This is a genomic window from Streptomyces sp. NPDC030809, assembly GCF_055572195.1.
Genome location: NZ_JBVIDV010000029.1, coordinates 1 through 25,671, shown reverse-complemented (window position 1 = coordinate 25,671; position 25,671 = coordinate 1). Strand labels below are relative to the sequence as shown.

The following is a 25,671-nucleotide window of genomic DNA, read 5'->3' as shown; positions in this document are numbered from 1 at the left end:
GACCGTCGCCGAGGTGAGGGTCAACGCCATCCGGGCGTGGGCGGCGTCCCGGTCCCGAGGCCCTGGGACGCCGCCTGCCGGGCCTTACTTAGCCCCTTGCTCCGGGGCCGAACTGCGCCGCGTTCACACGCCAGGGGCCTGCCGACGGCACGAGCACCCAGATCACCACCACCACGACCAGCACAGCCCAGATCCCAGGAGCGTACGGGCTCGGGGTCGCCGGAGCTGCCGTGATGAGAGCCGCAAGCACAGTGAGCAATCCCTGATGGGACAACTCGCTAGGTGCATTAGGCACGGATGTGCGCAACAATGGCTCCTACCTTCCTCTTCTTCGCGACGGGTGAAGGAGACGAGGCCGGCTCTCAGGCACTCCATCCGTTGCTGCGGATGGCTGAGGGCCGGCCTTCGTGCTCCCGTCAGCGCATGCCGCGCCAACGGTCAGCAGCCTACGGGGACACCCCACTGGCGGTGGGTGGTTTGCCGGAAGTCCCCGTTGCCTAGTTGGCAAGAACCGGTCCACCTTCTTGGTTGAGAAACCCCGCATACGCGGGGAACAGATGGTGGTCCTCACCACCGATCCACCTTCTTGCGGATCACCCCCATGGCTCGGGGACTGCTGGGCACCCACCTCTGAGCACGTAGGTCCCAACGCGGCACCACTTTAACGCCTGGGTTGTGAGGAGTGGAGCGTTCGGCAGAGTATGGCGGAGGAGCGCCAGCCGGGTTCTGGAGCGAGCGGGCGAGCGGGCGGGGCTGTCAGAACTGCAGGTGGGAATCCGCTCCTCTTCACCTCCCGGGGATGCTCCCCGGGAGGTGAAGAGCCCACGACGGCCCCGGACGTCGCCCCCGCGTTTGTGGGGATGTTCCGGACGGTTTGTCGAGCGGTCCGGTGTTGGGCGGGAGTCGTGTGGGGGCTGATGCGGTGGCCCGGGCGGCTGACGGTCGGCGGGCCATCGGCTCTGTCGACTCGGGACGCGGGGCGTACCTGCGCACGTTGCCTCGGCCCCGGGTTTGAGCGCCCGGGTATGCCCCGGCTACAGCGCTGTCCATGGCCGACGTTGGGTGGGTCCGGTGAGTGGTGTCCGTACCGGTGCGGTGGGTCCGGCGGTTTCGATGTCTTCGAGGGTGGCTGCGCCGAGGGGTACTTGGCTGGCGAAGTGTGCGACGAGGGTGTGGGCGGCTGCCATCTGTCTGACGTCTTCGATGCGTCGGCCCACGGTGGTCTTGGGGGTGCGGGTGAGGATGAAGAGGATGCGGGGGAAGCGGGGGTAGAACCGCTGTCAGGCGTGCATGGTGTTCTGGTCGGCGACGGTGTGTCGGCGTCCGGGGGCGGGTTCTTCGGGGTGTCAGTGACGTTGATCGACCGCACCGCGTACCCGCGGTTCGTACCTGGGATAATTCCCGAGGCCGGACCAGGTTCCCGGGTCGGCGCCGGCTCATCTGCGTGGCGTGCTGGGGCTGGCCGAGGACGTGCCGTGCGTGGTGGACGCGGACCGGACGGGCAAGCGGCACGGCGGTCCGGTTGGTGATCTTGCCGGACTCGCCGGCTCGTACTCCGAGGAGGATGGAGGGGCGCATGGCCACCGGGATTGGTGCACGTCCGGCGCCCGCCTTGCGGCGGTACGTCGACTCGTATGTCGGTTTCGACCTCCGCGGGCTGGCTGCAGGGGTCCACTGCGGCCCGCCGAGTCGCGTTCTCACTGCGGTGATCAGCCTGTCAGACCCTTTGGAGGTGGCGGCGGGCGTTGGCGACGGGTCACCGGTCACCCGATTCGGGAGTGTGGCCGGCGGTCTGATGGGCCGGTCCGTCGCGATCCACCACGACGGACGCCAGCAAGGTGTGAAGGTGGCGCTGACACCGCTCGGGGCTCGGGCCATCTACGGCATGCCCGCCGCTGTGCTCGCCCACCGACTGGTCCCACTGGACGAGCTTCTCGGAGCGCTTGGCGTCGAACTGGCCGACCGGCTCCGAGCGGCATCGACATGGGCGGCGCGGTTCACCGTACTGGACGAGTTGCTCCTGCGAGCTGTCGGTCGTGGCGCCGGCAGTGACCGTGTGCGCCGGATGCAGCCCGAGGTGGCCGAGGCCTGGCGCCGCCTCGTCGCCGCACGGGGCTGCGTCCAAGTCGGTGCCGTCGCCGCGGAACTGGGCTGGAGCCGCCGGCACCTCACCGAACGGTTCCGCGGCGAGCTGGGCCTGTCGCCGAAAACCTTCGCCCGCGTTCTCCGCTTCGAGCACGCGCACGACCTGGCGACGGCGCGGGAGCGGCTCCCGTGGGCCGATGTGGCGACCATCTCCGGCTACGCCGACCAGGCCCACCTCGTGCGGGACTGGAGCGAGTTCACGGGCCGAACGCCGACGGCCTGGCGTCGCAGCGAGGTCCTCCTCGGGAGCGGGTAGTCGCCGACCGGCCGACCGTGGCGTCGGCTTGTGTTCCCATTCCTTCAAGACCCCCGATCGCTGCGGTGTGACGATCGTCGGCATGAGACTCGTCAACGAACACAACGCCATCGACCTGCGGACCACCCCCGTGCACCTCGGACTGGGATCGACAGCGAAACCCGTCGAGGGCTTCGCCTGGTACCCGGAGGCGCTCCAGGCCTACAGCGCCGCGGTTGCGGCAGACGGCGCCGAGGGCCGGATGGTTATGATCTTCGACGGCGACGGCCTCGGCGACCATTGGGAGAGCCACCCCGCTGGCGACGAACTGGTCGTCTGCCTCAGCGGGTCGGTGACGGTCACCCGCGACCTGGACGGCGTGCCCGACCGCGTTCTGCTCGGGCCCGGCGAGGCCACCATCAACCCGGCCGGGGTATGGCACGCGGTCGACATGGAGGGGCCGACGTCCATCCTGACCATCACCGCCGGCCTCGGCACCGACCACCGTCCTCGCACCGACACCCACCCGACCGAACGCGTCGCCACGCCCAGCCCGGAGGAAGCGCCGTGACGACACGCATCGCGTGCCTCGGCGACAGCCTCACCCGCGCGCTGATCAGCGTCGACTACCTGGACCTCCTCGGACGGCGCCACCCTCCCGGTGATCTGCAGCTTGCCCGCTTCGGCGCCAACGGCGACTTCGCCCACAACCTCTTGCAGCGCCTCGACGCCGTGATCGCGAACCCGCCCGACGCCATCACCGTGTTGATCGGGACCAACGACGCCCGAGCGAGCCTTGCCGGCTACCCCGTCGAGCAGGCCATGAAGCGCAAACAGCTCCCCGAACGCCCGTCAGCCGGCTGGTTCCAACAGTGCCTGGGAGCCGTCGTCGAACGACTGCGAGCGGAGACCGACGCGACGATCGGTCTGCTGTCGCTACCGGTACTCGGCCAACAACTCGACGGAGCAGCGGCACAGGCATCGCAGCGGTACAGCCGGATGATCGCCGAAGTCGCCACCACCAACGAGGTGACTTACCTTCCACTCCACGAACGCCAGATCGAGGAACTGCGCCAAGCGGACCCACCGCCGATTCCCTACCGGGAGGTGACCCCCGCAGCGGGCCTCGGCGTCCTCGTCCAACACGCCGTGCTTCGCCGCAACCTCGACACGATCTCGCGGCGCCGCAACCTCGTGCTCACGACCGACCACATCCACCAGAACAGTCGCGGCGCCGCCCTGATCGCTGAGGTCATCGACGCCGGTCTCCTGACCCAGAACGCGTAGCTGGTTCCGGAGCCGCAGCCAGCCGGATGCCAACCACCGCGCGGAGGTGGCGTGCGATCCAGACGCCGGTGCGGGCGGCAAGCACGCCAGCACCGGCGATGCGGCCCCTTCCTGGCGTATTCGGTTCCCACCCCTACATGGTCCCCAACGACTGGCAGAGCCGAGGCCGAGCCATGGCCGCCGTTGTTCACCCTCACGGACAGCACTGCCTCGGGGCGAAGAACGGGCGCCGTCGCCGGCCTCTGGCGGCCGCGAGGGTGTAAGGCCGAACGGGGCGGCGGGAAAAGGGCGGGCTGGGCGACGTAGATGGCCGGTTGGCGACGGCGCCGACGCGGATCTTCACGAGGATCGCGTCGATGAAAACCACCGGATAGACCGCGTCGAGCGGCCGGTTCTGCCACTCGACCATGCCCTCGAGCACCTTGGCGGTGATCGTGGAGATCGTCTGGCGGGAGACCTCCGCGCCATAGACCTCGGCCAGGTGGGCCTGGACCTCGCCGGTGATCAGGCCCTTCGCGGACAGCGAGATGACCATCTCGTCCACGCCGGTCAGGCGTTTCTGCCGCTTCTTCACGATCTTCGGCTCGAACGATCCGTCCCGGTCCCGGGGCACGGATATCTCGACCGGACCGACATCCGTCAGCACGGTCTTCGCGCGGGTGCCGTTGCGGGAGTTGCCGCCGTTCTTCCCGGCCGGATCGTGCTTGTCATAGCCGAGGTGGTCGGTGATCTCGCCCTCCAGGGCAGACTCCAGCAGCCGCTTCGTCAGCTGCTGGAGCAGTCCGTCCTCGCCCGTCAATTGCAGGCCCTCCGCCTGGGCGCGGGAGACCAACTCGTCGATCAGCCGGTCGTCCACCGCCTTCGACGGCAGTGGCTCAGATGGCTCGACGGTCTCCGCCTCGGTCACGTTCTTGCTGGTCATCGATGCATCCTCCATGATCGGGAGTTACACCGAACGATTTACAGTCCCCGGACATGCGCACACTCGACCGGGAGGTGATCATGCGGACGGGCAATGGCCTTTACCGGTCCGGCACCACCCGCTTCGGCGCAGTCATCGGTGACGGCACCCAGACGGGCAACAACATCAGCATCGGCCCCGGCGTCACCATCGGCCGCCGCTGCCAGATCACCAGCGGCGTGACCCTGGCCATCCGAACCGTGCCCGCGGACTGCACCGTCACCGCCCCGCACGCCATGGAAGCAAGCATCCGACGGCGCCGGACCGCCTCCACCCCCTGACCCTCGACAACCTCCACAGTGAAGCGCTACCACCACAGTTCCAGAAGGGCCTGGTACGCACCCGCCGAGCGGCTGCTCCAGACGCTGCCCGGCCGGCCCCGGCGCGTCCTGCAGAGCGTGTTGGCGTAGTCCGGGTGGGCCCCGTGCCGCCCGGTTCGACCCTGCCCCTGGGCCGGTGCCCGCAGGGAAACATGAGGGGGAAGATCGGGCGGAAGATCGGGTGGAAGATCCGGGGGACGATCAGGGGGAAGGTCCGGGGGAGCGAAATTCCGGCCTCCAGCACATCGTGCCTGCTCAGGCCCTGAATTTCAGCTGGTGAGTAGCCGGACTTATAGGGGGGAGGGAGGGAGGGGGAGCGGGGTGGTAGGAGATGAGCACGGGGAGGCGGGGATGGCAGGGCGGGGTACGGGGTGGGGAAATGGGGCTGTGATCCGCGCGGGACGACCTTCAGCAAGGACAAGCCCTACAACGCCGAGGGCTTCCCGGAGCCGGTCAGTTCCGAGGGGGCGCTGGTGCTGCTGTGGGACTTGGAGCAGGTCGTCGCCTACCGCGACGGTAGGTCCGTTCCGCCGATTCCGGCGGTGGACGATGATGCGGATCTCCTGGACCGTCGGGAGGCTGCTGTTCTGCTGGATGTGAAGCCGCGGAGTGTTGACAGTTACAAGAACGATGCGGGCCTGGCCGATCATGTCGTGATGATCGGTGGTGTGGAGCACTGGCCGCGTGCTGCGGTGCGCGCTTACGGTGCTGCCCGCGGGACGATGTCGGCGCCGACGGGCAGGCCGAAGGGGTCGGGGGACATGGTCCCGCGGGACCTGCTTCCCGGCCGTATCGCCGAACTCCTCGACGCGGACCCGGCCGTGACCACCGCCCATGTGGTCGAGGTCCTGGGCGTTGCCGTGGGCACCGCGCAGCGGGGCCTGCAGCAGGAGCGCGCGGCGCGGATCGTCGCACTCATGCACGCCAAGCCTGGCCTGGACGTCGAGCAGGCTGCGGAGCGTCTCGGTTATCCGCCGGCGGTGCGTCGCGCGGCGCTGGAGATCGCCCGGGAGCTGCACGCCAGCTCCTGACAGCACACGAGAGCGTCCCGTGAGGGGGCCATGGCCGGCTGGCTGTGGTCCCCTTACTGCATTTCAGCCCGGGTGGGGGCGGGCGCCGCGGGTTCGGTGCCGGCCGGGGCGGACGGCTCCGCTGCGCTGCGCTGTCCGCCCCTCCCGGGCGTGGGGCGGCGGGGGCGGACCGGCAGGTGGGCGTGCCGGACTCCGCTGCGCTGCGTCCGGTCCGAGCGCTGCGCGCTTACTCCTACCGGGCTCACGGATGCCGCTGCCAGGAGTGCCGGGCGGCGAAGGCCCGTACCGGCGGCGGCCGCGTACGCCCCCAGCCGTGAGCACGGCGTCCGGCCGGGAAGCAAGGGCAGCTCCTGGGGCCGCCGGGGGCGAGCGTGGGCCGAGGCCTTCTTGACTAGGGGGCCCGTTTCGGGCTGCTCCGGCTGATCAGCGACGGTACTCCGTTGGCCGAGGCTGCTCAGGAGGTCGGGTCACCGCCGCGCAGGCGATTGGCCTGGCACGGTGGCATGAAGATTTCCGTGCCGCGTTCGACGAGGCGGCGTGGCTCTGTGCGTCCACGGTCAGGGATCCGCCCGGTGCAGCCCTCCCGACGCCTACCGCCGCGCGGCCGCTGCCCTGCCGCGGGGGTGCCGGACATGGAGGCGAGCTACGCGGTGGGACGGCCGGGGGTCAGGTTGTGGTGCGTCCCATGCACACCAGGCACGGGGAGTCCGGGCCGGGCTGGACGGCGCCGATTTCAGTGTATCCCCATCCCTCGTACAGCCGCTGGACTTTCCCGTTGCCGGCGGCCGGGTTCACCATGAGCGTGGTGTAGGGCTCGGGTCGTCCGGCGAGAAGTGCGTCGTGCAGTTGCCGTGCCAGTCCGACTCCGCGCCATCGGGGGACGACGCCGATTTCTTTCACGGCGACCGTGGTCCGGGCGGTGAAGCGGGGGGTGACGGGGACGGTCATCCGCTTCCACCACCGGTCTCCGGGTTCGATGGCGTTGGCGTAGGCGTAGCCGACGGCCTGGCCGTCGGGAGCGTAGGCGATGGTGACGGCCCACCCTGGTTCGGCGGCATGCCGGTCCAGCCGTTCGAGGAACACGTCGAGGCGGTAGTTGGGGTGCGCGAGGAGGTCGGCGCGCACGAGGGAGTACAGCCGGCCGATCCCCGCGCGCAGTTCGGGTGTCAGGGCGGAGTAGCGCGTTATCCGGGTCTCCGACGTCGTCACCGGGTGTTCCTCACCTTCACTCGTACCGTGTGGGCCTGCTAGGCAGCAGCGTGGCTGTTCTGCGGGCAGATCTGTGTGAGCCGCTGGCCGAAGTCGGCCAGCATGGCGGCGACCCGGAGATGTCCCGTGGCAGCGTCGGCCGGCACCTTTGATGCCGTGGCCACGGCCGCCCCTGCTTCACCCTGTTCGAGCTGTGCGCGGGCGAGCCGGGTGGTGGTGATGGCGCGGGAGCGGGCCATGTGGGGCCGGAGGCCGGCGAGGCAGTGGTGGGCGTGCATTTCGGCGGTGGCCCAGTCGCCCAAAGCCAGGTAGGCGGACAGGGCGAGTGCGTGGATTTCCGCTTCGTCGTAGAAGGCGGCCAGCCACATGGGCCGGGGCGCGGTCGGGTCTGCGCGGTGGAAGGCCTCTTGTGCCTGTCCGATCGCGCGGCCGACCGCCGGCCGGTTCCCGGCGGCGCCGTGGATGGCGGCACTGCGCGCCAGGCCGAGCGATGCGAAAAGCGGATCGCGGCGGGTCAGGGAGAGCCGGCGCGCAACGTCGTTCGCGGCGGCCGCATCTGCCGGATTGCCCATGTGCCGGTACATCGTCCCGGCATGCGACCAGATCCGGAACTTGATCGTGGCATCGCTGCTGAGTTCCGCGAGCGCTTGGGCCTCGCGCATGTGCGTTTGCGCGTCACCGAACCGCCGGCCGTCGACGGCAGCCCACATGGCGGAGGACCGGAACGAGGCGGCCGACGCGTACAGGGACGTGCGCACGCGCTCCGAGGCCGAGCCGGCCGACTGGAGGGCGAGCGCTTCGTCGGCGAGGTCGGCGGCCTTCTGCTCAATGCCGCGTTGTCCGCCGTGCCGGTGGTCGGAGGCGATGATGTCGGCGAACCGCTGGTGAATGAGCGCGACGTCCGCCATCCCCACCCGGCGCGGGGCGGCTGCGTCTGCGGGCGGCGCGGTGAAGGCGGCCGCTGCACCGGCGACAGCGGTCATGAAGGAACGGCGTTGCACGGGCACCTCTCGGCGGGGTCGGGTTCGGCGCACGAACCCTAGGGCCTGCGCGGTTCGGCCGCTGACCAGCTCTAACGCTGCGAGTTGCGCGCTCTTGGGGCAGCGCACACGGCCGGAGCGCCACGCGCGGATGCTGGAGTCGTCCAGGCCGCCGGCTTTGCCAGTCAGTTCGCCCACGGCGCGGTTCACCAGTTCTGCCAGCTCTCGGGAGCTGTATCCCTGGCTCTTCATCCACGCCGTTAGGGCGTGATTTGGAACGGGTTCCACGTGTCCCACGCTAGCGCTTCGTGCCCCTGCACGTCAGGTAACGGAAAGGTCAAATCGCCCTAGGCGGTGCAGGGCTGAACCTGCCCGATCGCCCTACCCGCCCGCCATGGCGAGGAGTTGAGTAGACGTCAGCACCAAGGTGCACCGGGTTGGCTCCACGCCACCCCGGCGGGCCGCATCGAGGAGCGCGTCCCCGCCCGGCAGGGCAGGAAGGAGGTTCGCCGTGGTCAGGAAGCAGGAGAACGTGTGGGTGCGGGAGGACGCCGACCACCGGCTGCTGGGCCGGGAGGTCATCCACCCCGGCACCGGCCGGACCGGCACCGTCGCCACCGTGCTGGTCCGCACCTCGAAAACCACCGGCCGCACGATCGGCCGAACCGCCCACATGCGGCCGATGGACTACTCCGGCCGGGAATGGACGGCCAACCCCGACGACCTGACCGTGCTGCAGCCGGCGGCTCCGTGAAACCGCCCCGCCCGGATGTCGGTGACCTGCTCGTCGACGGCACCGGCGCCAAGGCGATCGTCACCGACATCCGCGGCGGCACCGAATGGGTCCTGCGGCCGGCCAGCGGCGGGGACCACCCACCGGACGACCCGAAGGCTCGACACCCTCACCGTGATCCGGAGCCGATCCGAACGGATCGCGGACTACTGAGAAGCCGCCCGGCACCCCGCCGGAACGGTCCCCAGCACCACACACCCGAAGGAGGAACACCGTGGCCAACAGCGGCAGCGGCAGCGGAAACGACAGCGGGTCAGGAGGCGGCGGCAGCCACGGAGGCGGGAGCGCCCCCGTCTCCGTCCCGCCCCCGCCGCCCCCGCCCAACCCCGACACCAATACGCCCCCCGGAGGCGGAAAGCACCGGTAGACGATGACCACCACTGCACGCCAGGAGCGCCCCGGCCGCACGCAGCTGGGGCGCTGCCTCATGGAATCCGGCGCCCTCACCTCCGACTGGGCACCCGCCTTTGCCGCCGTCGACCGCGCGCACTTCCTGCCCGCGCTCATGTGGCCCTTCCTCCCCGCTGGGCAGCCGCACAGCAGCCCCGCGAGCGGGCAACCGGGTGCTGTGGACCGGGCGGTGGACCCCGATGCCTGGTACGGGTACGCCGACTCGGACATCTCGATCGTGACCCAGTGGGACGACGGCCGGCACGCCGGCCCGGGCCCCGGCACCGTGCCGACGTCGTCCAGCTCCCAGCCCTCCGTCGTCTACCAGCTGCTCGCCGTCCTCGATGCCGAGCAGGGCATGACCGTGCTGGACGCCGGCACCGGCACGGGGGAGACAGCCGGTCTGCTGACCCACCGCTGCGGCACCGGGAACGTCGTCACCATCGACGTGGACCCCGCCGTGGCCGCGGCCGCACGCGAGAGGCTGTGCACCCTCGGCCTCTACGCCGACGCACTCTCCGGCGACGCCCTGGCCGGCGTCCCCGGCAGCCGATTCGACCGGCTGCTGTGCACGTTCGGCGTCCGCACCATCCCCGGCGCGTGGCTGCAGCAGGTCCGCCCCGGCGGGGTGATCGTCGCCCCGTACGGCACGCACTACTCCAGCCGCGACGCCGTCGTCCGCCTCACCGTGCACCCCGACGGCAGCGCCGCCGGCCGCTTCACCGCCCCGGTGGAGTTCATGAAGGCCCGTCAGCAGCGGACCATCTGGCCTACCCACAGTGAGTACGTCACCGACTGGCCCGCAGCCACCGGCACCACCGTCCAGCCCGACCAGCTCGCCGATGCCCACCACGCCGTCAGCCTCGCCGTCCCCGACATCGCCCACACCGTGCACACCGACGCCGCCGCCCCCACGGCGTGGTTCTACTCCCTCACGGACCGGTCATGGGCCGCCGTACGCTGGCCGGAAGAGCACGGCCCCGGCATCGTCTACCAAAGCGGGACCCGCCGCCTTTGGGACGCCATCGAGGCCGCGTGCACGTGGTGGGAGGGCGAAGGACACCCGCCCGTCGACCGCTTCGGGATCACTGTCAGCCACAGCGGAGTGACGGCGTGGCTGGACGACCCCGCCACCCCCGTCGCCGGCGCCCGCTGGAGATAGGAGAGACCCGCCCATGGACGGACGCGAGGAATCGCTGGAGCACTGGGCCCGCACGCGCGAGCGGCGCCGGGTCTCGGACCGGCAGATCACCGGCCGCCGCCGATCAGAACCGCTCGACCCGGCCGCCCGCGGTCGCGCCGCCCACCTCGCCCCCGTCTCCCCCCGCGTCCTGTTGGAGCTGGACGAGACCACAGGTGTGTGGACGCCTGTCGGCACCGCTCCCGACGCCCGTACCGCCGCCGAATTCCTGGCAGGCGGCGCCCCCCACACAGAGGACGGCACCAGCCTATGACCAGGCCCCCGACACGAAAGGGACGCAGACCATGCATGGCCAGGAACTCGGCGACATCCAGACAGGCGACCAGATCCGCAGGGACAAGCCGCCCGTGTGCTGCAAGAGCGCACCCATGGAGTTCTACGCCCACACGGCTGGTGGCGTCTGGATCTGCAAGGCCTGCGTCTGCGTCGCCTACGTCGACGCCGACGGGCGGGCATCCAGGGCACCCTCGCGCGGCACCTGCGTGACGATTCACCGTCCGCGGTCCTGACACGGAAGAGCCCGAGCCGACCTGTCAAAGGGCACCAGGGTGACGGTCGAGAGAGTTCACGACCGGCGTGAACGTAGCCAGTACCGGCACAACAACTGAAGGGGGCCCTCCGCCTGGGAGGGCTCCTTCACGCGTTTCCCGCCGTGCGCTCTGCCTGCGCCCTGCGGGCAATCGATCGGGTGACTGCCCGCCCGGCATGTGCCGCATGGCGCACCGCTCGCCGTCGGGGTGTGCACGCGGGTGCGTGTGCCCCGCGAACCTGCCCGCTCCTCGACCGGCACACCTCCTCGGCCCGGACCAGGCGGCCGTCCGGCTCGGTGCCCGCCGCACGAGATTGACCACGCCGTCCGCCTGGGCTGGCTCCGCCCGGCGCGCACCACGGTCGTGGATTTCGGGCGGGGCCGGGGCGGTGAGGTGCGGGTGCCGTGGTTCCGGGGCGAGGACGTGGCGCTGTTGCCGGTGGTGCATTCCGGGGTGGACTGGGAGGCGGTGCGCCGTCTCGGCCCCGGCCGCCGCTCACCCCTGGCGGCGCTGGAGCCGGTGGAACAGCCTACGGTGACCCTGGCGGCACTCGGCGGGATTGCGCGGGTGGGCCGGGCCGCCGCGGTGAACTGGCGCCGCCACCCCGACTTCCTTGCCTCGGCGGGCGGCACGACGGTCTCGCCCCTGTTTGCGCGGGCGGAGGTGGTGGCGTGGCTGCTGGCCCACGGCAAGATCGCGGTTCCACACGTGGTGCCGTCCGGGCCCCTCGTCGTCCGCCGCACTGGCGGCGGTACCCGCACGATCCGCCTCGACGACCCGGCGCTCTCGACCGCCACCGACGCGACCGCCGCCGAGTCCGCGTCCGGCTGGGTGACCGATCCGGACGCGGACGCCCTGGCCGCGCTCGGCGAACAGGCGGCCGGTATCGCCGTCCGCAGCCTTGCCGTTCCCCGCCGGACCGCACTGGCCGTCCCGGGAGGCGCCCAGCTCACCGGCCGGTATGACGGCGGTCGGGGTCGGGTGTGGGTGGAGCTGTCCTGGCCGGCGGGGCTGCGCGGGGAAGCCGGCCGGGTCCGGCATGCCGTCCCGTGCGCGAGGCCGGCCGTCGGCTGCCCGTGCACCGGTCAGGACTGCGGGGGCCTCGTGCCGTCGCGGTGGTGTCCCGAGCACGGCGATAAGGCCGCACCCGCGATGGAGTGGCATCCCGCGGGCGGGATCCGCTGCGAGGAGCTGCGGGCCTCCCGGCCGGGGGTGTTGGTCCAGGGGTCTCGGGTAGCCCGTGTGCGCGGGTGAGGCCCGGTGCCCGGGGCTTCCTGGGGGCAGTACCACCGGGCCCGCCCAAGGACACCGAGCGAAACGGCGGGTTCAGACGGCGCGGCAGGCCCGGTAGAGCAGGTTCCGCAGGAATGCGTCGGTGAGGTACGTGCGGTCTGCGGGGCTGGTTTGCCGCAGGGCGGTGATGACTTCGTCGGCGGCGGTGTCGGGGTCGTGTGCGGTCCAGGCGGCGTCGCTGCGGTCGATCGCGGCCTGCGCGCCGGCTGGCCGGTGACGGGCGTTGTCGTTCACGGGTTCTCCTCGGTGGTCTCGGTGGTTGGGGTGTGTTGGCGTGCAGCGTTGAGGCGGCGGCGTGCGGTGCGGGTGCTGATGCCGTCGCGTGCGGCCAGCTCGGCCGCGGTCGGTGTCTCGGGTTCGGCGGTGAGGGCGTTGACGGCTGCGGTGCTGGTGGCGGTGCGCTGGTCTCCGGCGGTGTGCCGGGCATCGATGGCGGCGCGGGTCCACCAGCTCCGCCCGTAGACCTCGATGGGCGGTGGGAGGTAGCCGGTGGCGGCGTACGCGCGCACGGTCTTCTCGCTGACGCCGAGAAGCTCGCCGGCTTCCCGGTCCGACAGCAGGTCGTGGGGGTGCGGGGTGGTGGGGAGGGCGGGCAGGGGTTCGCCTTGGTAGTAGGCGAGGGTCTGGGCCTGGACGTAGAGCTTGAGTCCGCCGCCGGGCGCGAGCATGGGTACGCGGGCGCGGAAGGCGGGGGCGTCGTTGCGTCGCCATGTCCTGAGGGACACCCCGCGGTGGGTGGCGATGTCGTCCTCGGTGAGTGCGGGGCGGCCGTGGGGGATCACGGGCGGTGTGCCCCTGTCTGTCCGGTGCGGGCTCTAGACTGCCCCAATCGCACCCCTGGTGCTGACGGGTTGGGGCCGGTGGGTGCTGACCATGCCCGTGTCGGGTGTAGGCCGCCGGCCCCCTTTTCGCGCGCGCCCGCCCGCCGCCCGCCCGCGGCCGCCCCGCCGCCACAGGTCGTCACGCCAGCCCCCAAACGCCTATAGCCGCTGCAACGGTCACCTCTTTCCCCAAGGGAAAGTCCAGGAACTGTGCGTCTCTGCTTTACCTGGCGTCCGGCCGCCTGTTCCCTTATCGATCAGCCCCGAAGGGTCGACCTTCGCGGTTTTCGGCCGAACCTGGCCGGCCGCGCGAAATGTCCAGGCGCCGGAGATTTTGCTGGAACGCAGCCCAGGTCCGTGATCGCGATTGATGAAGCAGTCACCCTTCACCTTCCGTAGCTGGTCAATAGCGTGGCGAAATCGGGCCCTTTACTCCGGGCCGCTAGGCGGCGAAGCTTTGGGGCCGGAGCGTTGCACCGGTGGAGCTGCCACGGTGCGGCCCGAACCCGGCGCTCTCATGGCGCGCGCTGTGCTGAACGAGGGGGGTGGAAAGTTCGGTAACGGTTCAAACATTTCGAACACAATGGGGGCACGGGCGGTCACGTTCACCGCCGACGGTAGGGATAATTTTTGCGGTCAATTTAGGAGCCAGGTGCGTGGGTGGGGTGATCTCAATTCAAGGCAGACGTGATTTGTGATCTGAAATTAAGGGGGCCTCAATTGCGGCCGGATTCCGCTGTCGGCATCCGCAGACGGCTGCCGCAAGGAAATCTGAAGAAGCATGAGGACGCGAGTCCGGATGCGCCCGCGCGCACTCCGTTGTGCGCGCCGTTCGAAGCCATCCGGCGCTGTGGACGACTCAGTGCGCTCCATGCGCCAGGTGACGTGGGCACACCCGGTCTATACGTTCCAAAGGCATAGTCCGACTTGCGGTCCCCGCAGCGGAGAGGATGGTCATGACGAGCCAGGCAAGCGAAGTCGATCTCCAGGACCTGCTCGGCCGGGCGCTGGACGCAACAGGTCAGGCCGCCCGGTGGACCGTGGATACAGACGAGATGTGGTGCCGCCTCACGCCAGCCTCCGCGGTGCAGCGGATGCAGGGCTGGAAGCTGCACGTGTCGGCGACGTCCGCCTCCGCTCCCGCGGTGTTGGCGAAGTCCTTGGGCGTGCTGCTGCTCCGGGATTGCGTGTTCAAGTTCGCCCGTTCTCTGGAACAGGTGGGTGCGCTCAACTCCCGGGCCACGCCCAGGGGCAGCTCGGGCAAGTTCATCACCGTCTACCCCACCTCGGATGCCGAAGCAGCCGCGATCGCACTGGACCTGCACCGGGCCACGAAGGGACTCGCCGGCCCTCGGATCCTGTCGGACCAGTCCTACGCCGTGGACAGCCTGGTGCACTACCGCTACGGGGCTTTCGTCGGTCGGCAGCGCTTGTCGGACTCGGGCCTGCTCGTGTGGTATATCGAGGACCCGGACGGCCATCCCGTGGAAGACGTGCGCACCGGGCGATACTCCCCTCCGTCCTGGGCGGTGAGCCCCTTCCCCGCCGCCGTGGCCGCCCCGCCCGAGGCGGCCGCGACGGGCCCGGTGCTGCTGGGCGGCCGCTTCTCCGTACGGGAGGCGATCCGCCACACGAACAAGGGCGGCGTCTACCGGGGGACGGACGTCACCTCGGACAAGCCGGTGGTCATCAAGGAGGCCCGGCCCCATGTGGAAGCCGACGCCTCCGGATCCGACGTGCGGGACTGGTTGCGCGTCGAGGCCCGGGTTCTGGAGTTCCTCGAGGGCACGGGGCTGGCTCCGCGGCTGCTCGCCGTGTTCGAGCACGGCGGACACCTGTTCCTGGCCGAGGAAGAGATCCAGGGTGTCCCGCTGCGCAACTGGGTCGCCGAGCGCTTCCGCGACATCGGCGGCGAGCGCTACCGCGCCGAAGCCCTGGCCCAGGCAGGACGTCTGGTGGACCTGCTCGCCGCGGCCCACGCCCAGGGCTGCGTCCTGCGGGACTTCACGCCCGGCAACATCATGGTCCGGCCGGACGGCGAACTGCGCCTCATCGACCTGGAGCTCGCCGTCCTGAAGGACGACGTCCCGCTCCCGACCACGGTGGGGACACCCGGCTTCAGCGCCCCCGAGCGGCTGGCGGGCGCGCCGGTCTCACCGACGGCCGACTACTACAGCCTGGGTGCCGTCGTGTGCTTCGTCCTCACCGGAAAGGTCCCCAGCCTGCTGCCCGAGGAGCCCGCGGTCCAGACCGCGCAGGAGCGGCTCGCCGAGTGGCTGGCCGCCTGCGACGAAGTCCTGCGCCTGCCCGACGGTCTGCCCGAGATGGTCCTCGGCCTGATGAGTGACGATCCCGCCGAACGCTGGGACCCCGGCCGGGCCGGCACGGCCCTTCGCCGGGCAGTGCGGGGACTTCCCGGCAGGCCCGCCGCGGGCCCGGCCGGCCGGACCCCCGTGGCCGACGCGACGCAGGGTGCGGTGGCGGGGATCGTGGACCACCTCATCGGCTCCATGACCCCGCGGGACGAACGCCGGCTGTGGCCGGTGTCCACCATGGCGGGGGAGAGCGACCCCTGCACGGTGCAGCAGGGTGCCGCCGGTGTCCTCGCGGCCCTGACCCGGTACTTCGAGCTCACCGGCGACCAGCGTCTGCCTCAGGTGCTCTCCACCGCAGGACGCTGGATAGCGGCCCGGACGGACACCCACTCCACCCGGGCCGGACTGCACTTCGGTGGCCGGGGGACCGCGTGGGCGCTGTACGAGGCCGGCCGTGTCCTCGACGACCGCGTGCTCGTCGAGCATGCGACGGCCCTGGCGCTGGCCCCCCAGGAACCGGCGCCCCACCACGACATCACCCACGGCCGGGCGGGGAGCGGGCTGGCCGCCGCCCACCTCTGGTACCGCACCGGTGACCAGCGTTTCGCCGAACGCGTCGTCGAGGCGGCCGACGCGCTGGCCGCCGCTGCGACGCCCGAACCGTCCGGAGTCAGCTGGCCCGCGCCTCCCGAAGTGGTCACCGGGAGCGTCGGGGAGCGCTATCTCGGCTTCGCCCACGGGACGGCCGGCATCGGATGCTTCCTGCTCACCGCTTCAGCCGTCACGGGCCGTCGGGAATACCGGGACCTGGCCCTGGCGGCGGGCGACGCACTGGCGGCCGCCGCCCTGACGGTCGGCGAGGCGGCACAGTGGCCGTCCCGAGCCGGTGACGTGCCCACCGCCCCGTACTGGTGCCACGGTTCGGCGGGAATCGGCTCCTTCCTGCTCCGGCTGTGGCAGGCCACCGGCGACGACCGCTACGGCGACCTCGCCCTGGGTGCGGCAAGGGCCGTCATGGAACGCGCCTGTCGTGCCCCCCTCGCCCAATGCCACGGCCTGGCGGGCAACGGCGACTTCCTCCTCGACATGGCCGCCGCCACCGGGGATCCCGCCCACCGCACCTCGGCCGAGGTCCTGGCCCGCCTCATCACCACCGAACAGATCCGCCGCGACGGCCACGTCGTCTTCCCCAACGAGTACGGGGACGTCTCGACGGGCTGGAGCGACGGGTCCGCAGGAATCCTGGCGTTCCTCCTGCGGACCCGCCACACGGACTCCCGTCTCTGGATGATCCAGCGGCCGGGCTGACAGGAACCCCTGTCGACACCACGAAGAGCAAGGAGACAGTCATGAAGAACCACGACCTCGAACTGCTGGCTCACCTGCACGCCCTTCCGGAGACCGACCCGATCGGCGCCGACGGAGCCGCGTTCGCCGACACGTGTGCGTGTGTCGGCCTGCTCACGCTCCTCAACACCGTCTGCGTCGGCATCAGCTGCGCCTGACCAGGCCGCAGCCCCCTCGGATCCGACACCGCCCGGCGGCCTCGTCAACCGCTCCGCTGCTGACAAGGCACTGAACGCCGGTCACCCGTAGGCCGGCAACACCCAGTGCGCCTGCGGCCGCGTCGCCATCCGATCAGGGCAGCACGAGGAATCCCGGTCGACCTCCGGCCGGTGGCCACCCCCGCGGCAGCCACCGGCCGGAGCGTCCGGCCCCGCCTCCGCGGGGCACGAAGCACCCGCCCCCGAGCACCACACCGCCCCTCACGTATCACGCGCCCAAGTCCGTGGACGACTCCCAGCAGACGAGGACCTGAGTGACCATGCAGCCGCACGCCGGTGCCGATGCCCCCGCACGGGCCCTCCTTCCGACCTCCGCCACGGCCTCGGACGGCGCGCAGCCCGGAGCGCCCGGGCCGTACGCCATCAGCACCCGGGGCCTGGTGAAGAGCTACCCCGGCCCGGACGGCAGCGTCACTCCCGCCGTGCGCGGCCTGGACCTCGACGTGCACCAGGGCGAGACCTTCGCGTTCCTCGGCCCCAACGGCGCGGGGAAGTCCACCACGATCTCCCTCCTGTGCGCCCTGGCCCGCCCCACCGCTGGCACGGCCACGGTGGCGGACGTCGACGTCCTGACCCACCCGGGCCAGGTCCGCCGTCAGGTCGGCATGCTCTTCCAGCACAGCGCACTTGACATGGAGCTGACGGTGCAACAGAACCTGTGCGTCCACGCCCGGCTGTACGGCATGAGCCGCCGCAACTCCCTCCGGCGTACCATCGAGACCCTCGATGCCATCGGCCTCGGCGACCGGCGGCGGGCCCCGGTCCGCACCCTCTCCGGCGGCATGCGCCGCCGACTCGAACTCGCCCGGGGCCTGCTCCACGAGCCGCGGGTCCTCTTCCTCGACGAGCCGACCACCGGACTCGACCCCCACGCGCGCGCCCAGGTCTGGGACTACCTGCGCCGGTTGCGCGAGCGGCAGGGAACCACGTTCTTCATCACCACCCACTACCTGGACGAGGCCGAGAACTGCGACCGCCTCGCCATCATCGACGGCGGCCGCCTGGTCGCGCAGGGGACGCCCACCGCCCTGAAGGCCGCGATCGGCAACGACCGGGTCGTCCTGCGAACCCACGACGACCCGGCCGCCGACCGCGTCGTGCGCCGTACCGCACCACCGGGCACCCGTACGGCCCTCGGCGCAGACGGGATCAGCCTGCGCCTGCCCGACGGCAGCTCCTGGATCCCCCGCCTGTGCGCGGCTCTCGATGCTGAGGGCATCCCCGTCCGGGCCGCCTCCGCGACCCCGCCGACCCTCGACGATGTCTTCTTCCACCACACCGGCCGCAGCATCCACACCGCAGGACCCGAGACGGCGGGTGAGGACCTGTGACCGCCCCCGCCGTCACCGCGCCGGGAAACCCCGACGGCCACGCCGACCCGCATCCGGCACCCCCGGCCCGCCTGCGCCGGGAACTGCGCGCGATCCACGCCCTGGTCCACCGCGACCTGCTGCGCCTGTCATCGCAGCGCACCCACACCGTGCTGATGCTGATCCAGCCGGTGCTGTACCTGTTCATCCTCGGAGGCGGTCTGGCCACCCTGATCCCCAGCGCCACGCTCGGCGTGGGCTACCAGGTGTACCTCTTCCCCGGCATGCTGATGATGACCGTCCAGAGCCCCGCCATCATGGTCGGCATCCGCCTCATCACCGACCGGCAGACCGGATACCTCCGGGAACTGCTGATGGCCCCGGTCAGCCGCGCCACCCTGCTCCTGGGCAACTGCGCGGGCGGCACCGTGGTCGCCACAGTCCAGGGCGCCGTCCTCCTCGCCCTGGCCGGCGCGGTCGGCCTGCCCTACGACCCGCTGCTGCTGGCCCTGCTCCTCGCCGGCATGATCCTGGCCTCCTTCACCATCACCGCCCTCGCGCTGGCCCTGGCCGTCAGCCTCGGCCGCGCCGAGCTCTTCCACATGCTCCTCGGCCTGGTGATGATGCCAATGCTCTTCCTCTCCGGCGGCTTCTTCCCCCTCGACGACCTCCCCGGCTGGGCACGCGGGCTGGCCTCCCTCAACCCCCTCGCCTACGGCGTGGACGTGCTGCACCGCTCCATCGCTGTACGCGTACCCCACCCGACGACCGCCGCCGGCATCGAATGGTTCGGCCACCAGCCGCCGCTCCTCCTCGAAGCCGCTGCCCTCCTCACCGCCGGCGTCCTCGCCCTCCTCTACGCCACCAGGCGCTTCAGCCGCCCCGAATGACCCCACCCTGCCGGTCGCGATCGCCCGGAACGGCCTGGAGCTCCGCGTGAGCCCACTGGGCGGGGACGTGTCAGCGATCTTGTGTAAGTCGTCTGGTGTCATTGGATGCTGAGCCGGTCCTCGAAGAAAGTGAGAACCGGTTCAGTGCTTCCTTCCAGTGTGGGGCGACCGTCGGCCTCGATGTTCCTGCGGCGGCCGGCCCGCTTCATCATGGCCGTCAGGCGCCAGATCGGCAGCTTGGCGGCCAGTGCGGGCGTCGGTGCCACCGCCAGGATCCGACGGGCGTCGGCGCGGGCCAGACCACCCTGCTTGTCCTTAAACGCCTCCAAGAACGCCGGGAAGTACTCACGCAGCAGCGACCGCAGCTGGTTGCATCGCTGCTGCCGGCGCCAGACCGCGTCCTGCTGGGATCGGGCCAGGACAGCCACCGCCTGGGCCAGGTCGGTGTCCGCGGCCAGCGGTCGGTGCATCGGCATGTCCGTGCGGATGATGTTGGCGAGCACGAGGGCGTCGCCGGGATCGGATTTCTTGCGGCTGACTCCGTGCCGGTCGCGGTAGCGGGAGGCCGCCATCGGGTTGACCGCGTAGATCTTCCGGGGACCCTGCCTCAGCGTGGCGACCAGCAAGCCGCGGCTGGTCTCGATCGCCACCGGGATCGGCGCCTCGGCGGTGTCGCCGTGCTCGGCCAGGAGGTCCAGCAGCAGACGGTAGCCGTCCAGGTCATCGCCGATGCGGCACTTGGCCAGCAGCTTGCCGGTGCCGTCGACGAGCGCGACGTCGTGATGCCCCTCCGCCCAGTCAATCCCGCAGAACACGTCCATGGATCCCGCCCCTTCGCCGGCGCCGTTCTCGAACACGAGCACGCGGGACCGCACGGCGCACTAATTCCAGGACTCCAAGCTCCGCCACCTCATCAGCCGTGCGCGGCACCGCCAGACCGCACGGGCGCACGCCGTGTCCAGAGCTCAAGGCTCGTGAGGAAGAACGCGTCACCGTGCGGCAGCTCATCCATCGAGGATCCCGAACCTGACGGGCCCGTGGGGGCAGAACGTGCGAGGACCGGCCGGCGCCCAGCGCCACCAGTCTTTCAACAGACCTCGACGGTCGGAGGTGTCGTAGGGGTCACCACGGCACCGACCGGACCACACACGTCCTGCCCCAGGCTGGACAACGCCGCCCCGGGCCCATTAGAGATCCAGGACCTCTAATTACTAATGAATTAGTGGTGTCGTCAGTCGCCGTTGAAGACGAGATACCGGTGAGTCTTGCGTTCGACTCGAGCAGTCAGAGCAAGGATTTCGTGCACCGCCTCGGCCTCTTCGGCGGCTGAGCCGTCCGCCAAAGCCCGGAGTTCGGGGATGAGGCCCCTGAGCTGTGACCGGTTGAACACGGTGTCGTCGCAGGGATCGACGTATCCGAGCAGGGGCAGGCCTTGGCTCGCGGCCCGCCTGCACAGGTCAGCGATGGATGGATGCATGCACGTGGCTTCGACCGCGCCTGTGAATGTCCGAACCTGAACGCTGATCCCCATGCGGGCACGCTACTTCGCGACAGTTGGTGCCGCCGAAGCATTTACGGAGGTCAGAGCCATTCGTTGATGGCTGCGACCAGCACGGTTGCTTCGTAGCGGACCGCGAGTTTGTCGTACCTGGTGGCCACGGCACGGTGGCGCTTGAGGCGGTTGATCCCGCACTCGACCGCATGCCGCTGCTTGTAATCGTCCCGGTCGAACTTCGGCGGCCGCCCGCCGCGTGAACCACGCGCCAGTCGGTTGCGGACACGGTCCGCGGGCACGGGGATCGTGGCTTTGATTCCGCGTCTGCGCAGGTAGGAGCGGTTACTACGAGAGTCGTAGGCCTTGTCGGCCCGCACACGGTCCGGGCGTATGCGCGGCCTGCAGAACCCGAGCCTGGGCAGTCGAATCGCTTCCAGGACCGGCTCGAACTGCGGGGAGTCGCCCCGCTGCCCGGCGGTGATCACCACCGACAACGGCTTCTGCCCTTGCTCGACGGCGAGGTGGATTTTGCTGGTCAGGCGGCCTCGGGACCGTCCGAGGCTGTGGTCGGCCGGCTCGACGAAGACACCGCCGGGCGGTTCCTTTTGGAGATCCCCCTTTTCGCCGCCCCGGCGGCGTGCTGGTGGGCCCGGCAGACGGTGGAGTCGACGTTGACCTCCCAGGTGATCAGGCCCTTGGCGTCCGCCTCGGCCTGGAGCCGGGTGAGGATCCCGGCCCACGTTCCGTCCCGCTGCCAGCGCCGGAGCAGGTCATAGACCCGGTCCCAGGGTCCGTAGCGTTCCGGCACGTCCCGCCAGGGGGCGCCGGTGCGGGTCCGCCACCGTATGCCGTCTATCAGCTGACGGCGCGTCCACACCTGCGGCCGGCTCGGCTTGATGCCCTGTGGCAGCAGCGGCTCAAGCCGAACCCACTGGCCGTTCGTCAGATCTCCACGTCCCACGAGACGTGATCATGAACGAACAGGATCCACTTTCGCAACAGACCCTAGTGCTGTGACCGGGAAGGTTCACCGGGTCGCCGGAGCTGGTCAAACCCGGGCCCGTAGCCTGGCCGGATGCTTGATAACATCCTCGCCTTGTGGCCCCTCGCGCCTGCGTCCGAGACTGACTGGCTCGCCGGGCTTGCGCAGGACGACGGCCTCACCGGCTACGAGGCACCCGGGCGGCCCGACGCCGCCTGGGTGCTCGGCGGCATGTATGAGCGCAGGGGAACCGCCGGGGATTCGGTCAACGACAGCCAGAGCCGGGACGAGCACCCCGGCCCAGGTTGGGAGCGGCTGCGCTGGGTGGAGCTGGCCGCCCGCATCGGTGATCCGGTCGTGCCACAGGGCTTGTACCCCTGTTTTCGTTGCTTCCCCTCCGCGAAAGCGGCGGGCATCCGGCCCGGCTCCATCGAGTGGCCCGCCGAGGGCAGTCTCGACAGGCCGACATGGGACCAGCTGATCCGGTTCCTGACCGTGCACAGCCCCCAGGGAGGGGACACCCCCTGCCTGGCGTACTACAACCCGATCATCGTGCAGGATCTCGAAAACGGGCATGTCCGCTCCGGCCGCCTGGGCGACGCCCAGGCCCTTTTCGACAACCCGGACATCCTGTACACCCCCTCCAACCTGTGGGCCGCGGACCGCTCCTGGGTCGTCTGCACCGACTACGACCTCTGGGGCACCAAGGTCTGTGGCCCCCGCCCGCTCGTCGAGGCGCTGCTCGCAGACATCGAACTCGAAGCCGTCCGCCTGCCTTGGACCAGCTAAGGGCTGTGAGCGGGAACGTCGTCAGGCTGCGCCTGGTAGTGGTCTGCCGCCCCAGCGGACGCCTTTCTCGCTTCGGATGCGGGCTCGCTCTCGTCGTTGGGCGGCCAGGACATCGGGATGGCGGGCGTTCTGGTTGCGCCAGCGCAGGCAGGCGTGCAGGGCCCGGGTCTGGACAGTGTGGTTGGGGTGGTGGGAGTTGGCGCGGGTGAACCGCCGCAGGGGGCCGAAGTGGGCCTCGATGGGGCTGGCCCAGGACGCGTAGGTTTGGGTGAAGCACAGCTCGACCTCGTTCCTGGCCGCCCAGCGTTTCATCCGCCAGTTCGTGTGGGCGGAGAGGTTGTCCAGGATCACGTAGATCGGGGCGCCGTCCGGACGGGCGGCTCGGATCGTTCGCATGGCAGCCCAGGTGTGGTCGATGCCCTTGCATCTGTGGTTGACGCCCCACATCTGGGCGTCCCCGACGGAGTAGCAGCCGTGGAAGTAGGTGATCCGGTGGGTGCGGCGGAACGTGGCCGGCAGCCGGTCGGGGCGGCCTCGCTCGGCCCAGCAGGAGCCGGGGGTCGGGCGGATACCCAGCGGCCCGAACTCGTCGAAGGCGAACGTGCAGTCGGGCCGCTCGTTCATCGCGTACTCGATGCGGGCGAGCTTGGCGTCGAAGTCCGGGTCCGGGGACTCCCTCCAGGTTTTCGGGTGCTGGAAGGAGATCCCGTGGCGGGCCAGTAAGCAGCGCAGGGCTTCGCGGTCGATCCGGACGGGCCGGGATATGTTCCTGCGCAGGTGATCGGCGAGCTTGCGGATCGACCAGCGGGTGAAGAGTTTGCCGAGTTTGGTGGGGCGGGTGGTGGCCGTCGCCACGAGGAAGTCCTCGTCGTCACTTCCAACCAGCACAACGAGCAACCCGGTGAACGTTCACGGTCACAGCACTGGGATCTGTCCGGCTGGTCATTGGGTCGGAGGGAGGGTCTGCGGGGCCGACCTCGGGCCCGACTCGTGCTGTTGTGCGGCCTTCAGAACCCTGCCAGTGATTTGTCGAGCACCCCGCCTGTGGCGCCGTACAGGCTGCACTTTGCGGAGTGTCCGGACCTTCGTCGGAGTGTGAAGCCGAGCAGGAAGAACAGGAGGAAGAGGCCTCCTTCGCCTGCAGCGACGATTGGGTTGTAGACGAAGGACACGAAGGCCGCGATTCCTAGCCAGATGGTGATGGGCAGTATCGAGCCGCGGAGAACAGTGCTGTAGCTGACGGGTATCAGCCCGTCCGGTAGCACTCGCTCGTTCCATAGTTCGATGTGGGCCCGCGTCACGCAGTGCTCGTCAGCCATGCTCTGATCAGATCACGCCGAACCGTTCTGCGTGGTGATCCGTCAGAAACGGGCTGCCAGGGGTCCAGTGGCTGAGCTGGGTGCGGTTGTGCTTGCACCCCAGGCCGCTGGGTGTTGTCTCATCTTCACAACTTTTGGGCGCGTGGCCCGTTTTGTGGCTTCGGGCTCGGGGTTCCGCGATACGACAGCAGCAGCCCGGTGGGCGGTCGTGGATGCGTCCTTCCAGAGTTCATCCGAGCCCAGTTTGAAGCACTGCAATCGGACGAGCTCGAAGTGCTCCCATGCCCGAGCGCAGCGAGGAGGAACCGACTCTCCAGCGCACAGCGCTGGGGAGCTCACTGGCTCGGCGAAGCCGAGCCCCGCGGAGCGTAGCGAAGCGGTTCTCTGCTGAGCGCGCAGATGCTCAGAAGCCGCTGGGTTCGGCTTTGCCGAACCCAGCCGAGCGCAGCGAGGCAGTCTCCAGCGCTGGAGCGCAGCGGAGGCGGTTTCAACTGCCAAGCGCGCAGCGCATGGCTCACTAGTTGTTCTGTCCCGGGAGGTTGTGGGCGGGTGATGTAGGCCTCGGCTGAGGGATCTTGAAATGGGCGAGGGCCTTCTGGCCTGGTGTGGATTGCGACATCTGCACCGGCGACCAGAAAGGCCCTCGTGCCCCACCGTAATGCACCCCTGACCGAGACCGGACGGCTGCGGCTGGCCCGCTGCGTGGTCGAGGACGGCTGGCCGCTGCGGCGGGCCGCCGAACGCTTCCAGGTCTCACCGACCACGGCCCAGCGGTGGGCGGCCCGCTACCGGGCCATGGGTGAGGCCGGGATGAACGACCGCTCCTCCCGCCCGCACCACAGCCCCCGACGGACACCGACACGGACCGAGCGCCGGATCATCAAGGTTCGCCTCGCGCGGCGGTGGGGACCTGCCCGCATCGCGCATCTGCTGGGCCTGGTGCCCTCGACCGTCCACCGCGTCCTGGCCCGATTCGGCCTGGCCCGACTCACGCATCTGGACCGGGCCACCGGGACCGCCATACGCCGCTACGAACGCGACCGGCCCGGCGAACTGGTCCACGTCGACATCAAGAAGCTCGGCAACATCCCCGACGGAGGCGGCCACAAGACCCTCGGTCGGCAAGCGGGCCGCAAGACGAAGACCGGTGTAGGCTACCAGTACATCCACACCGCCGTCGACGACCACTCCCGCCTGGCCTACAGCGAGATCCTGCCCGACGAGAAGAAGGAAACCGCCACCGCGTTCTGGCAGCGGGCCCAGGCCTACTACGCCGGCGTCGGGATCACCGTCGAGCGCGTCCTGACCGACAACGGCTCCTGCTACAAGTCCCACGCCTGGCGCGACCTGCTGGCAGCGGCCGGGATCACCCACAAGCGAACCCGACCCTACCGGCCCCAGACCAACGGCAAGGTCGAACGCCTCAACCGCACCCTCCTGGACGAGTGGGCCTACGCCCGCCCCTACCAGTCAGAACAAGAACGACGCGACGCGTTCCCGCAGTGGCTGCACACCTACAATCACCACCGCGGACACACCGCGCTCGCAGGCAAACCACCCGCCACCCGCGTCCCCAACCTCACAGGGCAATACAACTAGGGCCGCTTCGCGGCCCTGCCCCGCCGAGCGAAGCAAGGCGGTCTTCGCGTGCTCTGGAGCGCAGCGGAGGAGCAACCGGCCGAAGGCCGGCCGGAGCACAGCGGAGGCCGTTCCCTTGCCAAACGCGCAGCGCTTGGCATCTCTGCTAGGGCCGCGAAGCGGCCCTAGCCCTCCGACGCAGTCGGAGGGCTTCCCATGCTCTGGAGCGCAG

The 25,671-nt window shown here is 70.3% G+C and carries 23 protein-coding genes and 3 pseudogenes; 16 read left to right on the top strand and 10 right to left on the bottom strand.

What is annotated here, in order from left to right; translation table 11 throughout:
- The first annotated feature begins 1,564 nt into the window (after window positions 1-1,564).
- The 3 genes from ACZ407_RS30205 (at window position 1,565) to ACZ407_RS30195 (ending at window position 3,667) form a co-directional block, all read left to right on the top strand.
- Window positions 1,565-2,401, top strand: coding sequence for an AraC family transcriptional regulator (locus ACZ407_RS30205; RefSeq protein ID WP_468133821.1), 837 nt, complete (start codon window positions 1,565-1,567; stop codon window positions 2,399-2,401).
- Window positions 2,402-2,483: 82 nt separating this feature from the next.
- Complete coding sequence (locus ACZ407_RS30200) at window positions 2,484-2,951, top strand: cupin domain-containing protein (protein ID WP_468133819.1); 468 nt, start codon at window positions 2,484-2,486, stop codon at window positions 2,949-2,951.
- Window positions 2,948-3,667, top strand: a complete 720-nt coding sequence (locus ACZ407_RS30195; protein ID WP_468133817.1) for an SGNH/GDSL hydrolase family protein — start codon at window positions 2,948-2,950, stop codon at window positions 3,665-3,667. Before ACZ407_RS30200 ends, ACZ407_RS30195 begins: the two co-directional genes overlap by 4 nt.
- A 307-nt stretch (window positions 3,668-3,974) precedes the next feature.
- Here the strand turns inward: ACZ407_RS30195 and ACZ407_RS30190 are convergent.
- Window positions 3,975-4,589: pseudogene (locus ACZ407_RS30190) on the bottom strand (transposase); the annotation flags it as partial.
- 53 nt (window positions 4,590-4,642) lie between these two features.
- Here ACZ407_RS30190 and ACZ407_RS30185 point away from each other — a divergent pair.
- Window positions 4,643-4,909 carry a hypothetical protein gene (locus ACZ407_RS30185; RefSeq protein ID WP_468133815.1) on the top strand — a complete coding sequence of 89 codons (267 nt, stop codon included), beginning with the start codon at window positions 4,643-4,645 and terminating at the stop codon, window positions 4,907-4,909.
- 410 nt (window positions 4,910-5,319) lie between these two features.
- Complete coding sequence (locus ACZ407_RS30180; RefSeq protein WP_468133813.1) at window positions 5,320-5,979, top strand: hypothetical protein; 660 nt, start codon at window positions 5,320-5,322, stop codon at window positions 5,977-5,979.
- Between the two features lie 666 nt (window positions 5,980-6,645).
- Here the strand turns inward: ACZ407_RS30180 and ACZ407_RS30175 are convergent.
- Together ACZ407_RS30175 and ACZ407_RS30170 are read right to left on the bottom strand one after the other, a co-directional pair.
- The gene (locus ACZ407_RS30175) at window positions 6,646-7,188 is read right to left on the bottom strand and encodes a GNAT family N-acetyltransferase (protein WP_468133811.1); all 543 of its coding nucleotides are present in this window, start codon (window positions 7,186-7,188) and stop codon (window positions 6,646-6,648) included.
- A gap of 38 nt (window positions 7,189-7,226) precedes the next feature.
- The gene (locus tag ACZ407_RS30170) at window positions 7,227-8,456 is read right to left on the bottom strand and encodes an XRE family transcriptional regulator (protein ID WP_468133809.1); all 1,230 of its coding nucleotides are present in this window, start codon (window positions 8,454-8,456) and stop codon (window positions 7,227-7,229) included.
- Between the two features lie 223 nt (window positions 8,457-8,679).
- Here ACZ407_RS30170 and ACZ407_RS30165 point away from each other — a divergent pair, with 223 nt between their 5' ends.
- The 5 genes from ACZ407_RS30165 to ACZ407_RS30145 all read left to right on the top strand — a co-directional run bounded on the left by ACZ407_RS30165 (window position 8,680) and on the right by ACZ407_RS30145 (window position 12,336).
- Window positions 8,680-8,922 carry a hypothetical protein gene (locus ACZ407_RS30165; RefSeq protein WP_468133807.1) on the top strand — a complete coding sequence of 81 codons (243 nt, stop codon included), beginning with the start codon at window positions 8,680-8,682 and terminating at the stop codon, window positions 8,920-8,922.
- A gap of 409 nt (window positions 8,923-9,331) precedes the next feature.
- A complete protein-coding gene (locus tag ACZ407_RS30160) occupies window positions 9,332-10,513 on the top strand; it encodes a methyltransferase domain-containing protein (RefSeq protein ID WP_468133805.1) in 1,182 nt (393 codons plus the stop codon).
- 13 nt (window positions 10,514-10,526) lie between these two features.
- Entirely contained in the window at window positions 10,527-10,805 is a 279-nt protein-coding gene (locus ACZ407_RS30155) for a DUF6087 family protein (RefSeq protein WP_468133803.1), read from the top strand.
- Between the two features lie 31 nt (window positions 10,806-10,836).
- Window positions 10,837-11,061, top strand: a complete 225-nt coding sequence (locus ACZ407_RS30150; RefSeq protein ID WP_468133801.1) for a hypothetical protein — start codon at window positions 10,837-10,839, stop codon at window positions 11,059-11,061.
- Window positions 11,062-11,481: 420 nt separating this feature from the next.
- Window positions 11,482-12,336 (top strand): hypothetical protein, encoded by an 855-nt coding sequence (locus ACZ407_RS30145; RefSeq protein ID WP_468133799.1) that lies wholly within the window; start codon window positions 11,482-11,484, stop codon window positions 12,334-12,336.
- 72 nt (window positions 12,337-12,408) lie between these two features.
- Here ACZ407_RS30145 and ACZ407_RS30140 read toward each other — a convergent pair whose 3' ends face one another.
- Window positions 12,409-12,609, bottom strand: a complete 201-nt coding sequence (locus tag ACZ407_RS30140; RefSeq protein WP_468133797.1) for a hypothetical protein — start codon at window positions 12,607-12,609, stop codon at window positions 12,409-12,411.
- Window positions 12,606-13,157: a helix-turn-helix transcriptional regulator gene (locus tag ACZ407_RS30135; RefSeq protein ID WP_468133795.1), complete on the bottom strand. Its 552-nt coding sequence runs from the start codon at window positions 13,155-13,157 to the stop codon at window positions 12,606-12,608. The genes ACZ407_RS30140 and ACZ407_RS30135 overlap by 4 nt, the downstream gene beginning before the upstream one ends.
- A 995-nt stretch (window positions 13,158-14,152) precedes the next feature.
- Here ACZ407_RS30135 and lanL point away from each other — a divergent pair.
- The 4 genes from lanL (at window position 14,153) to ACZ407_RS30115 (ending at window position 19,276) form a co-directional block, all read left to right on the top strand.
- A complete protein-coding gene (lanL, locus tag ACZ407_RS30130; protein WP_468133793.1) occupies window positions 14,153-16,819 on the top strand; it encodes a class IV lanthionine synthetase LanL in 2,667 nt (888 codons plus the stop codon).
- 41 nt (window positions 16,820-16,860) lie between these two features.
- Window positions 16,861-17,016 (top strand): VenA family class IV lanthipeptide, encoded by a 156-nt coding sequence (locus tag ACZ407_RS30125; RefSeq protein ID WP_468133791.1) that lies wholly within the window; start codon window positions 16,861-16,863, stop codon window positions 17,014-17,016.
- 320 nt (window positions 17,017-17,336) lie between these two features.
- Entirely contained in the window at window positions 17,337-18,407 is a 1,071-nt protein-coding gene (locus ACZ407_RS30120) for an ATP-binding cassette domain-containing protein (RefSeq protein WP_468133941.1), read from the top strand.
- The gene (locus ACZ407_RS30115) at window positions 18,404-19,276 is read left to right on the top strand and encodes an ABC transporter permease (RefSeq protein WP_468133789.1); all 873 of its coding nucleotides are present in this window, start codon (window positions 18,404-18,406) and stop codon (window positions 19,274-19,276) included. The genes ACZ407_RS30120 and ACZ407_RS30115 overlap by 4 nt, the downstream gene beginning before the upstream one ends.
- Before the next feature lie 185 nt (window positions 19,277-19,461).
- Here the strand turns inward: ACZ407_RS30115 and ACZ407_RS30110 are convergent.
- From ACZ407_RS30110 to ACZ407_RS30100, 3 genes and pseudogenes are all read right to left on the bottom strand, one after another.
- A pseudogene (locus ACZ407_RS30110) lies at window positions 19,462-20,097 on the bottom strand (IS110 family transposase); the annotation flags it as partial.
- 410 nt (window positions 20,098-20,507) lie between these two features.
- Window positions 20,508-20,807 carry a hypothetical protein gene (locus ACZ407_RS30105; RefSeq protein ID WP_468133787.1) on the bottom strand — a complete coding sequence of 100 codons (300 nt, stop codon included), beginning with the start codon at window positions 20,805-20,807 and terminating at the stop codon, window positions 20,508-20,510.
- A gap of 50 nt (window positions 20,808-20,857) precedes the next feature.
- A protein-coding gene (locus ACZ407_RS30100; RefSeq protein ID WP_468133785.1) for an IS5 family transposase occupies window positions 20,858-21,732 on the bottom strand; the annotation gives its coding sequence in 2 pieces (ribosomal slippage) (window positions 20,858-21,339 and window positions 21,339-21,732; 876 coding nt in all).
- A 114-nt stretch (window positions 21,733-21,846) separates the two neighbouring features.
- Between ACZ407_RS30100 and ACZ407_RS30095 the strand changes: the two genes are divergently transcribed.
- Entirely contained in the window at window positions 21,847-22,542 is a 696-nt protein-coding gene (locus ACZ407_RS30095) for a hypothetical protein (RefSeq protein WP_468133783.1), read from the top strand.
- 21 nt (window positions 22,543-22,563) lie between these two features.
- Here ACZ407_RS30095 and ACZ407_RS30090 read toward each other — a convergent pair.
- A pseudogene (locus ACZ407_RS30090) lies at window positions 22,564-23,427 on the bottom strand (IS630 family transposase); the annotation flags it as partial.
- A 122-nt stretch (window positions 23,428-23,549) separates the two neighbouring features.
- Window positions 23,550-23,861 (bottom strand): hypothetical protein, encoded by a 312-nt coding sequence (locus ACZ407_RS30085; protein WP_468133781.1) that lies wholly within the window; start codon window positions 23,859-23,861, stop codon window positions 23,550-23,552.
- Between the two features lie 645 nt (window positions 23,862-24,506).
- Between ACZ407_RS30085 and ACZ407_RS30080 the strand changes: the two genes are divergently transcribed.
- Window positions 24,507-25,460, top strand: coding sequence for an IS481 family transposase (locus ACZ407_RS30080; protein ID WP_468133779.1), 954 nt, complete (start codon window positions 24,507-24,509; stop codon window positions 25,458-25,460).
- Window positions 25,461-25,671 lie beyond the last annotated feature (211 nt).